The organism is Acidovorax sp. HMWF029, assembly GCF_003060895.1.
Lineage (GTDB): Bacteria > Pseudomonadota > Gammaproteobacteria > Burkholderiales > Burkholderiaceae_C > Acidovorax.
This window is the reverse complement of sequence record NZ_QAIH01000309.1, coordinates 1-9,261: the sequence shown is the minus strand read 5'-3', so window position 1 is coordinate 9,261 and position 9,261 is coordinate 1. Positions and strand designations below refer to the sequence as shown.

Below are 9,261 nucleotides of genomic sequence, written 5' to 3'. Positions count from 1 at the left end.
GCCCGCCCGCACCACCGCCACCTGGGTCAGCCTGTGCTGGTGGTCGTAGCGGTAGTGCTGCTCCGTGTGGCTACCGATGCGTTTTCTGATCAGCCGACCGAAGCCGTCGTAGTCGTAGCGCTTGTCCTGCAACACCTTGACGCGGTTGTTTTGCACCCAGCCTCGTCCCTGGCTGCTGAGGCTGCTTTCCTCCAGCGCGCTGATGCGGTTGCCCGCCAGGTCGTAGTGGAAGTGTTCGTTGCGCTCGGGCTGGTTCGACAGCGTCTGCGTGATGCGCCCGCCCTGGTCGTAGCGGTGCAGGGTGTGCCCCTGCTGGCTGTGCTCCACGCTGGTGAGCTCGCCGTTCCTGTCGTAGCTGTAGCGTTTGAGCAGCACGTCTTCGGCGTTGTGCCGCTGCTGCAAGCGCTGGCTCCAGTCTGCGTTGTGGGGGCTCCACGGGCCATCGGCACCTTGGTCGGTGCCGATGCCGCGCCCTACCCGCAGCATGGCTGGCCGCACCCAGGCCGCCGCTTTGCGACCAACGAGGTCGTAGGCAAAACGGCTGGCCAGGCGGCCTTGCGTGCGCAGCACCTCGCGGTGCAGGTCGTCGCGCTCGATGTCGGCCAGGACGGCACCGTCCAGATTGATCTGGTGCAGGTGGCCGCTGCCGTAGTACAGGTGGTTCAGCGCGCGCCCGTCCGGCAGCCTGGTGCCGATGCGGTTGCCCAATGCGTCGTATTGGTGGTGCAGCGCGCTGCTGCGCTGCTGCCCTTGCACGGCGTGCCCGGCGGTCTCCTGCAGCACCTGGCCCAAAGCGTCGTATTGCCAGGTGTGTTGTGCAACGACTTCGCCCAGCGGCGTGCTGTGTTGCGCCGTCAACAAGTCGCCGGTGGGGCTGTATGCATAGTCGATCCGGGCTTGCAGATCGGGCGGCGGCAGCGTTGCGGCTGCGCCCGCTTGCGCGGCCACACCGGGTGTGTAGACGTTCTTCTGCACCAGCTGGCCCGCGGCATCGCGCACCAACTGGGTGTGGATGGGCTGCACCTCGGCGTGGCCCGGCACGGCGTCGCCCTGGCCCAGGGGCATGGGGTGTTCGGTCACGCCGACGACCTGGTGGGCTGCATCGTAGTGCAGCACTTGCCGGGTGCCGTCGATGCGGGTCTCGGCCACCAGGCGGTCCGCCGCATCGTAAGCGAACCGGTACGCCTGGCGGTTTTCATTGACCAGCGCCGACAAGCGCCGTGCCGCGTCATACCCCAGCTGGATGGTACTGGTGAGTGCGCCAACCGCTTTGGAGCGCCCTGTCAGCTGGCCGCGCTGGTTGTAGCTATAGCTGGTGGTATGGCCCAGTGCGTCGGTCGCGATCACGCACTGGCCCGCCGCGTCGTAGCGGTACTGGTGCTGCGCACCGTCCGGCAGGGTCAGCTGCAACAGCCGGCCCAGCGGGTCGCGCTCGAAAGCGGTGGACTGGCCCAGGGCGTCGATTTCCTGGTGAAGGTGGCCCTGCGCGTCGTACGTGTAGCGGGTGGTCTTGCCGCTGCAATCCGTGTAGGCGGTCAACTGGCCCCTCGCATCCCAGCGCAGCTGCTTGCGCCCGCCGTGGGCATCGGTCACCAGAACGGGCAAGCCTCGGTTGTCGTTCGCGTAGCGGGTCACATGGCCCAGAGGGTCGGTCTCCGCCACCAGATTGCCGTGGTCATCGTACTGGTAGCGCCAGGTTCCGCCGCCGGGGTCTTCCGTCGCGACCAGCAGGCTGGCCGGGCCGGGGCTCCAGCGCTGGCGGTGCGTGCGTCCCAGGGCGTCCGTTTCTGAGGTGAGGTTGCCAGCGTCGTCGTAGGTGTACGTGGTGGATCGCCCCAGCGCATCTGTATGGCCCAGCAGCTCTTTAGTGGCGCCCCACACCTGCGTGGTGGTGTGACCCAGAGCGTCCGTGTGGCGGGTGATTTCGTGGTCGGCATTCCAGTGCCACTGCTGACGGCGGCCCAGGCCGTCGGTGACCTGGGTGCTGCCGCTACCGTCGCCATGCAGGCCGTATTCAAAGGCATACGCTTCGCCGTCGTCCGTCCAGTGCCGCACCACGCGCGCATGGGGGCCAGGGCGATTGCCGATGCCTTGGGCAAACTCCTGCCATTCGTAGCTGCATAGCAAGCCACCGGGCAGCTGGTGGCTCGCCATGCGGCCATTTGCATAGGTAAACCGGCGCGTCGTCTGCCCTGCGCGGTCTCTGACTTCGGCCAGTTGGCCTGCGGCGTCGTAACGGTAGTTCACCAGCGCCTGCGCAGCCTCACCGTCGGCGCCCACGCGCAGATGAATCTGCTGAAGCCGGGCGGTGCCCGGAACATACAGAAACTCCAGGAGCCGGCCTGCGCTGTCCGCCACATGGGTGAGCACACCGTGGTCCCCGTAGCGCAGCGCGTGGTAATTGCCGTTGCGGTCCTCGATGCGCTGCAGGTGCAATACGCCCACCGCCGCAGCATCATCCACGCTCCCGGCGGGCGCCTGGCCGAACCATCGGTACATGCCTTCGGCTGTGACGACGACGTAGTCACCGCCTTCACTGCACAGCACGCCGATCCCCTCAGCGACGCTGAACAGGCCTTGCCCAGGCGCCGGGCGGGTGAACTGTATGTCGCGCCCATCTGCGTCGTAGTAGGTGACGGCGGGCCGGCCCTGCGGATCGTGGTCCAGGTGCAGCTGCACCGTGTAAGGTGTGCTCCAGCCGCGGCCCAGCGGGCCGTCGCTGCGCTCGTCCAGGCTGTTGTAGATGCGCTGCCACGCCACGGGCAGCACGCCTGGCAGCACGAAATCCAGATCGCTCCCATCGGCCAGGAGCTTGGCGCCCGTGGCGATGTGCACAGGGTTGCCCAGGATGGCCGGCACGGTCATGGCCGCTGAGCCTGCGGCTTGCGCAGCCTTCAACATGCATTCCGCGTTTTTGACGAGCGCCTTCGGATCCTTGACCAGCTTCCAGAGACATTTGATGTTCTTCAGGAGATTTCGGGCCTCCGCAATGAATAGTGCCGCCCGCAGCAGTGGATTGACCTCGTCGTCGTAGTCACGCACCGTCTCAGGAGCCCCGCCAATAAAGACGTTGGGCGAGCCTGCATGGATGGTGGCCCCGCACACGACCTTGTCGCCCTTGCGGGCGGCCAGGGCTTCATTGATGACGGTCTGCTTGGGCCCGACCGCCGCGCCCTGCGCGATCAGGTTGACGGGCGTGATGGTGTGCTTGCCGCAAACCACTTCGTCCATCGGTACCGCGTTGGTGGCCCGCGCAGCGGGAATGCTGTTGACGAACACATCGGGTGAGCCGGTCGTGATGGCCCCGGTCACATCCCAGGTTTCAGGGACCAGCCAATCGGCAATTTTTTCTCCGATGGCGCCCCCCGCCATGCTGACAGCGAGGGTGGCCAGCGCTCCGGTCAGCACGACGGCTCCCGCGAGGATCGGCGCCGCCAGCCCGCCCGTGACCACGGTGCCGACGGCTGCAACACCCGCTGTCACCCCGGCCGCGATGGTTCCAGCGCACAGCGCACCAAGCGCGGCAGCGCCTGCGGCTATGCCCACCACCTTGGCCAGCAGGCGTGCGTTGGCATTGCTGTGGGCAATGGGGTCGCCCAGTCGGGCCGCGGGTGGAAACTGACTCATGGGCGAAGGGGTTCGTGGAACGAGGGGTGGGGCGGCTGCCGGGTTGCGCTACGGGGTACTGCGGCGTCAACGAGTGCCGAGGTCCGACGATGTGCGTCGGAGCGGCTGCCGGGACGCGGGCTCGCAACCCGGCGCTGCCAGGTTCAGTGGCGCGGCTGGAAGCTTGCGCAAATGGCCAGCCAGGCCTTCTTCTGCGCGTCGGTGATGGGCGCGGCAGACGCCGCCGTGAGCACCAGCACGCTGGCGGCGTCCGGCAACAGCCACGTGCGTTGCCGCTGGTGGATAACCTGGCCGTTCTGCGTGAACTGCTGGGCAAGTTCCACGGCAATGGTTTCGTCCCTGCCGGGGGCCTTCTGCGCGTGTTTTTCCTGGATGGAAAACTTGCTGACCTGCAGTGTCACCGCTTTGATCTGGCGGTCGACGAAGGCCTCGAAGGATTCGCCAGGCTCCAGCCTGTCCCGGGTGATGATCAGGCTCAGGTCCAGGCCACTGTGGCCCGTCAGCAGCATGTTCATGCTGTTGTCCCGAAGGCCGTCGGGCAGCGTAAAGCTGCCTTCGTTGAGATGGAATTGCATGCGAAGGTTCTTTGGTGGAGATGGCTGTCGTGCTAGCGAAAAGGTCTGCTGCGCAGGGAGGGTTGATTCAGCAGTTGAGCTGGATGGGTGCCCCGTGAACGTCCAGCAACTCGCTCAGCTTGATCAGGCCGTTCTTGCCCTTGATGACGACTTCGCCTTTGTCGGTGAGCTTGAGCGAAGCGACGCCCTCTCCCTCGCCGATGGTCAGCGTGATGCTTTCGCCCGCCTGCAACCGGATGTGCTTGGCCGCCTTCACCAGCACGGAATCCTTCGTGGCCTGGATGTTCACGTTCTGGTCGCCGACGACGGTGGCGGTGTCCTGCTTGGAAGCCAGGGTGATGTTCTGCTGGGCGGTGAGGTTCATGTTGCCCGTCTGGGCTTCCGATGCGATGTCGCCCTTGGACACGGTATTGCGCTGACCACCTTCGGACACGTGGGTCAGCATGCCGCACTTGGCCAGTTGGGTGAGCTGCGCGCCGCTTGACAGCGTGATGTGCTGCTTGGCATGCATGGAGGCGCTCTGCCCCGAGCTGATCACGATGGGCTTGGGGCTGATCATCGAGTGCCCTTCGGGGCTCACGATGGAAACCACCGGCTTGCTGATGTCCTTGGATAGCTCTCGCAGCGCCTGCGACTGCGGCATGGCCGGGTCGGTATTCGTGGGCATGAGCGTTTCCGCCCCTGCACCACCCCCTCCCCTGTCGCCGGCGAGCGCAGCAATGGCAGCCGCCGCTTTCGACAAGGTGGCCATGGCAGCCTTGCCACCGGTCATCGCGGCGATTCCCGAACTCAGCTCCATCATGTGCGATGTCTTGAGGCCATTGATGGCTTCGATGGCGCCGTTCATGGCGGCGACGGCCTCGCCTGCTTCCTCCATCAGCGAAGCCGTGTTGGCCAGACCTTCACCCAGGCCGTCGAAGCCGTCCGGGTTGTCGTGCGCTAGCTTCTGCTTGAAGTCCTGCGTATACGTCGTGATCAGCAACCCCTTGTCCGCCCGGATCGCTCCCCACTCGTTGGTACGCAATTCAAAACCGTAGCTTCGCTTGGCCTCGGTGCTCTGGTTCATCAGGTAGCCCATGTGCAAGTGGGTATTGCCATGGTCCGTGGACAGCTCAATGTGCTCGATACCCTTTTGGTCCTCAAATCGCAACATGTGCTTGCCGCCGCCGCCCTTGCTCCAGTTGGTTTGAAAGCCCGACTGGGTCTTGTGCCGGGGCAGCTCCCACGGTGGCATCTGGTCCGCGTTGTAGACACGCCCGGTGATGATGGGATAGTCCGGATCGCCATTGAGGAAATCGACGATCACCTCCTGGCCAATGCGCGGTGTGAAGATGCCGCCGTATTTCGCACCCGCCCAGGGATGGGATACGCGGATCCAGCAGCTGGAGTTCTCGTCCATCGCTCCGATGCGGTCCCAGTGGAACTGCACCTTCACTCGGCCGAACTTGTCCGTCCAGATTTCTTCCCCCGGCGGCCCCACCACCACTGCCGTTTGTGGGCCCTGGCTGCGGGGCTTCGGCGTCACGCGGGGCGGCGTGAAGGCCATGCTGGTGGGCTGAGCCTTCAGCACGAAGCGCTGGATGGAGCCCACCTCGTCCTTGGTGGTTTTCGGCGTCGGTTTGGCAACGCTGCTCACTTCCGGGTTTTCCTGAAAGTGGTACTGGACGGCCGTGATGAGGTACTGCTGGTTCTGGTCTTCGCGCGGGTAGTTCTCCAGGCTGAAGGTGTAGCCCGGCACCAGCGCGCGGCAACTCGACTTGCCCTGCACTACGCTCTCGCGGGTGAGGTTCTCCTGAAGGCGCACACGCACATACGTCTCGCCATCACCGTACTCGGTGTAGCCGCCGGGCCACTCGTAAATCTCGTGGCTGTCGTGCGCGTGACCGACCGGCATCTTGCGCATATTCGACAGATCGGCCTTGGGCTTCTTGAAATCGTAATCGTCGTTGTAGTGGCGGCCCGATTTGATCTCTTCCGCCGACTCCCACGCGAAGATGCATTCGCGGTCGGAAATCGCGGCTTTTTCAGGTGGGTAGAAAGGAATGCTGGCGGCACCGGGCAAGGTGCTGTGCGACGCAACAATGTCGTCTGCCAGCGTGAGCACATGCTGCCCAGGGGAATGCTGATGGTAGTAATAGATCCCCTCGTGCTCCATGAGACGAGATACGAACTGACAATCTGTTTCGTTATATTGAACGCAATAATCCCACGTGCGATAAGTGCGGGTCAATTTTTTGTCGAAGGGCTGTCCATATTTCCCCAGGACCTCTTCAATAATCTCCGGAACCGTTTTGTTCTGGAATATCTTGAAATCGCTCTTCCGGGTGGCCAGCCACAGCCACGGGCTCAGACGGGCGCGGTAAGAATACATCCGATGGTCCTGGCCCTGCATGCCGAAACGGGTGACGATGCCGTCAATGTGGCGCTGGCCCCCACCTTCCGTCTCGACCACGATCGTGGCGTTCTTGCCCAGCAATGCCTTGGGGTCGATGCTTTTGCTGTCGCTCAGCAGATCCACATCCAGCGCGAATAACTGGCTGATTTCTTCCGTGCCTTGCAGCTGCCTGAACTTGAGTTGTTCGCCCAAAGGCGTTTGAATCGTGACGCGGCGTTCCATGTGCTGCAGACTATTGAGCCCGTTGGTTTGGATGGCTGGGCATGATAGCTATCGAAGTGATGTTTTTCGTTGCCGGGCGCTCCTACAAAATTAACAAAATCAACGCAAAAGGTAACCAAGGTAACCAGAATGGAATAAAGAAGACCATTTGCAACAAATACGACCGAACAACCCGGAGTACCCGCATGCCCACCAGCATCTACGACTTTGAAGCCCAGCAGATCAACGGCCAGAGCGTGCCCCTGCGCCAGTACGAGGGCAAGGTACTGCTCATCGTCAACACCGCCAGCGCCTGCGGCTTCACGCCCCAGTTCGGCGGGCTGGAAGAGCTGCACAAGGAATATGCCGACAAAGGCCTCGTCGTGCTGGGCTTCCCCTGCAACCAGTTCGGCAGCCAGGACCCCGGCAGCAACGACGAGATCTCCAGCTTCTGCCAGCTCAACTACGGTGTGAGCTTTCCGATGATGGCCAAGATCGACGTGAACGGCGCCAACGCATCCCCCCTGTACAAATGGCTCACCGCCGAGGCCCCGGGCCTGCTGGGCAGCAAGGCCATCAAGTGGAACTTCACCAAGTTCCTGGTCGGCAAGGACGGCCAGGTGATCCGCCGCTATGCGCCGCAGGATGCGCCGAAGAAACTGGCGGGGGATATTGAGGCGGCGCTAGCGCAGGGCTGAGGGCCGCCCCCAGCAGCACAACACCCGCTCACGCCCTGTGTCGGGATGGTGGTCCACCACCTCCTCTACCAGACCACAGCGCGCATAAAACCGCCGCGCCCGCACATTGGTGGTGGCGACATGCAAGGTCCACCCCTGGGGGCAAAACTGCTCGCAGATCTGCTGCACCAATGCCGCCCCCAGACCCTGCCCCTGCACCCCGGGTGCTACGAAGAGCTGGTGCAGATGGCCCCGGGCCCGGTCCAGCACCATGAAGGCCCGCACGGTGTGGCCCTGCTCCACCAGCACGGTGGTAGTGCAAGGCGGGCCAAACTCAGCATCCACCCGCGCCGCCCAATGTGCCAGTGGCGCCACGGTGGTCACCGCCGGGTTGGCGCTGGCCCAGGCGTCGCGCCACAGGGGCGCGAGTTGAGGGAGGTCTTGTGGGGTGGCGGAGCGCAGCGTGAGTGCTGGCGGCAGGCGGCTCATGCCCGCATTGTGGGGGCCAGCCCGAACAGCGGCCGCAGCCACCCCACGCGCTGCACCACCGCTGTGATCCCCCAGCACAGCGCCACCGTCCCCACCACCAGCAGCACGGGCTCCATCACAGGCCCCAGGTGCCAGGGTGAACAAGCCACCACCAGCCCGATGATCACTGTCTGGTGCAGCACATACCAGGGGTAGACCGATGCGTTCGCCCAGCGCAGCCACGGCCAGGGGCGGTTGAGGCGGTGGTGTGCCCAGCCCAGGATGGCCAGCAGCGCAGCCCAGAGGTAGGCATCCGCCAGCACACGCAGCGGCAGGCGCGCAGCCCGCACACCGTGCTGCTGCGCCAGGCCCAGCAGCCCCAGGTACATCACCAGCAAGCCCAGCGCCAGGCCCAGGGTGCGCCAGCGCTGGCGCACCAGCTCGGCCCACAGGCCTCCGTCCCACCCGATCCAGTAGCCGTAGACGAACACGGTGAAGTACACGGCGTGCAGCCAGGCATCCTGGACCAGGTCATGGGTGGGCGGGAAGTGCGGCCACAGCAGCACCGAGTACAGCGCCAGCGGCAGCACGGGCACCACGACCAGCCGCGCGCCCCGCAGCCGGGTGAAGGCCTGGCCCAGCCGCTGGCCGATGGCGGATTCGGCCAGGGGCAGCAGCAGTGCCAGCACCACGGTGTAGACCCAGAGGTAGGCCAGGTACCAGAGGTGGTTCCAGGTGATGCCCACCTCCCAGCCATCGAACGCCCCGGCGGGCCAGCGGCTGCCGGGGTGGTACCGCAGCAAAAACGCGCCAAACCCCGGCGCGATCAGGCCGTTGGCCACGCCTTGCGCATAGGCCTGGTAGGGCACCACCACGGCCATGCCAAAGGCCAGGGGCAGCAGCAAGCGCAGGCTGCGCTGGCGGATGAGGCCCGCCGCGGTCTGCCCCCGGGCCACCAGCCTGAAGGCCAGGCCGGAGATGAGGAACACCAGATCCATGCGCCACAGGTTGAGTGCGCGCATGGGCGCCTGCAGCCACTCGGCCGCATGGGGGCTTTTGAGGTGCCAGTGCCAGTCGGCCACGTAGAACATGGCGACGTGGTACAGGATGACGAGGGCAAAGGCCAGGGCCCGCAGGGCGTCGATGTCGTGGCGGCGGGGGGACATGGGAGGAACAGGGTCGGGGGCGAAAAGATGCGCCATGGTGGGCCGGGGACTGCGCGGGCAGCCCGGCAGTGGGATGGCCCCACCCCCGCCTGGGACCAGCGGTGGCCCCGTGGGACGAACGGCGGCGCCCCCGGGGGCCTGCTGCCTACACT

Annotated in this window: 6 protein-coding genes; 1 reads left to right on the top strand and 5 read right to left on the bottom strand. The window is 65.1% G+C overall.

Annotated features, from left to right (window positions below; genetic code table 11):
* From DBR12_RS20715 to tssI, 3 genes are all read right to left on the bottom strand, one after another.
* Nucleotides 1-3,627: DUF6531 domain-containing protein (locus tag DBR12_RS20715; RefSeq protein WP_108618950.1), on the bottom strand; the 3,627-nt coding region annotated here is incomplete at its 3' end.
* Nucleotides 3,628-3,770: 143 nt separating this feature from the next.
* A complete protein-coding gene (locus DBR12_RS20710) occupies nt 3,771-4,202 on the bottom strand; it encodes a DcrB-related protein (RefSeq protein ID WP_108618949.1) in 432 nt (143 codons plus the stop codon).
* A gap of 67 nt (nt 4,203-4,269) precedes the next feature.
* On the bottom strand, nt 4,270-6,819 hold the full coding sequence (tssI, locus tag DBR12_RS20705) for a type VI secretion system tip protein TssI/VgrG (RefSeq protein WP_108618948.1): 2,550 nt from the start codon (nt 6,817-6,819) through the stop codon (nt 4,270-4,272).
* Between the two features lie 185 nt (nt 6,820-7,004).
* On the opposite strand from tssI, the gene DBR12_RS20700 reads away from it, so the two are divergent.
* Nucleotides 7,005-7,496, top strand: coding sequence for a glutathione peroxidase (locus tag DBR12_RS20700; protein WP_108618947.1), 492 nt, complete (start codon nt 7,005-7,007; stop codon nt 7,494-7,496).
* Here DBR12_RS20700 and DBR12_RS20695 read toward each other — a convergent pair.
* On the bottom strand, nt 7,482-7,964 hold the full coding sequence (locus tag DBR12_RS20695; RefSeq protein ID WP_108618946.1) for a GNAT family N-acetyltransferase: 483 nt from the start codon (nt 7,962-7,964) through the stop codon (nt 7,482-7,484). The genes DBR12_RS20700 and DBR12_RS20695 overlap by 15 nt on opposite strands.
* Nucleotides 7,961-9,109 (bottom strand): acyltransferase, encoded by a 1,149-nt coding sequence (locus DBR12_RS20690; RefSeq protein WP_108618945.1) that lies wholly within the window; start codon nt 9,107-9,109, stop codon nt 7,961-7,963. Before DBR12_RS20690 ends, DBR12_RS20695 begins: the two co-directional genes overlap by 4 nt.
* Nucleotides 9,110-9,261 lie beyond the last annotated feature (152 nt).